Here is a 1670-nt window from a genome sequence, read left to right as displayed (position 1 = left end):
CTCAACACCAGGAGTCACCCATGGTCAATCCCATCGATTTCACCGACCGCGTCGCGATCATCACCGGCGCCGGAGGCGGCCTCGGCCGCGCCTACGCCCTCGCCCTGGCCGAGCGCGGCGCCAAGGTCGTCGTCAACGACCTCGGCGGCGACGTCCACGGCGAGGGTGGCACCACCTCCCCGGCCCAGCGCGTCGTCGACGAGATCGTCGCCACCGGCGGCGAGGCCATGGTCGACGGCAACGACATCACCGACGAGGCCGCGGTCGACGCGCTGGTCTCCTCGGTCATCGACAAGTGGGGGCGCATCGACATCCTCATGAACAACGCCGGCATCCTGCGCGACAAGTCGTTCGCCAAGATGGACAACGACGATTTCCGCAAGGTCCTCGAGGTCCACCTCATGGGCTCGGTCAACTGCACCAAGGCCGTCTGGCCACACATGGCCGAGGCCGGATACGGCCGCATCCTCATGACCACCTCGTCCTCGGGTATCTACGGCAACTTCGGCCAGAGCAACTACGCCGCCGCCAAGTCCGGCCTGGTCGGCCTGATGAACGTGCTCGCCATCGAGGGCGCCAAGAAGAACATCAAGGTCAACTCCATCGCCCCCACGGCCGCCACCCGCATGACCGAGGACCTGCTCCCACAGCGGGTCCTGGACATCATGGGCCCGGAGACCATCGCGCCCGGCGCCCTGTTCATGGTCAGCGAGGACGCGCCCACCAAGACCATCCTCGGTGCCGGCGCCGGCGTGTTCGCCGTCTCCCAGATGGTCGAGAGCCGCGGGGTCTACCTCCCGGACAACGCCCGCACCCCCGAGGTCGTGGCCGAGCGGTGGAACGAGATCGCCGACGTCACCGACGCGAACCCCCTGGAGTCGGCGTTCGAGCAGACCTCCAAGTACGCCGCGCTCGCGGCGCGCGAACTGGGGCTCCACCTCGAGAGCTGAGCCGCGGGGCGCGTGCGCGGGGATAGACTCCGCTCACGCGCCTGGCGCTCCGCCACGGTCTTCTCACCCCTGGACCGGTCTTGACCACGACACCGTCGACGGAGACGATCCGCGGCTTCACCCGTTCCCTGCACCCGGTCGGACTGGCCGTCGCGCTGCTGTTCTTCGTGTGGTCCATGACGCCCTCCCTGTTGCCGCGGGTGTGGCCCCTGCAGGCCGTGGCGACCGGGATCAGCCTCGCGACCGGGTACGGTCTGGGCTGCCTGATCGCATGGGCGGTCCGCTCCTGCGGGGTCTCCCCGGACCATTCCGCCCGCCTGCGCAGGATCGGGTGGTGGTCCCTGGCCGTCACGGCCGCGGTGACCGTCCCGACGTTCCTGGTCCTGGGGTCCTGGTGGCAGCAGATCACCCGGGACCTGGCCGGCGTCGAGCGCATCGACCGCGCCAACTACCTGCTCGTCCTGGTGCTGTCACTACTGGTCGCGACGGTCATCCTCGCGGCGGCCAGGGGGATCCGGCGTGGCACGGCGGCGCTGACCCGGATCGCCGCACCTCACGTCCCGGCCCCACTCGCCCGCGTCGTGGCGCTGGGTCTCGTGGTCCTCATCGCCGTGCTGTCGATCAACGGGCTCGTCCACCGCGGGGTGATCGGCCTGGCCGACAGGACGGCCTCCGCCGCGGACCACGGCACCGCCGAGGGCGTGCGGCAACCCCGCGCCG

2 protein-coding genes are annotated in these 1670 nt (G+C 70.4%); both read left to right on the top strand.

Annotated elements, in window-relative coordinates; translation table 11 throughout:
* The first annotated feature begins 20 nt into the window (after positions 1–20).
* A complete protein-coding gene (locus G6028_RS14480) occupies positions 21–950 on the top strand; it encodes an SDR family oxidoreductase (RefSeq protein WP_179524025.1) in 930 nt (309 codons plus the stop codon).
* Positions 951–1030: 80 nt separating this feature from the next.
* Positions 1031–1670 (top strand): alpha/beta-hydrolase N-terminal domain-containing protein (locus G6028_RS14475; protein ID WP_277817615.1); only part of this gene is annotated, 640 nt, incomplete at its 3' end.

Origin of the sequence: Dietzia cercidiphylli, assembly GCF_014145145.1 — a bacterium.
Taxonomy (GTDB): Bacteria; Actinomycetota; Actinomycetes; order Mycobacteriales; family Mycobacteriaceae; genus Dietzia; species Dietzia natronolimnaea.
Note: the sequence above shows the minus strand (reverse complement) of the source record. Positions and strands in the feature narration are given on the sequence as shown.

Excerpts from the sequence above, each read along its gene's own strand:
- G6028_RS14480 (WP_179524025.1), top strand. The coding sequence starts at position 21 with ATGGTCAATCCCATCGATTTCACCGACCGCGTCGCGATCATCACCGGC.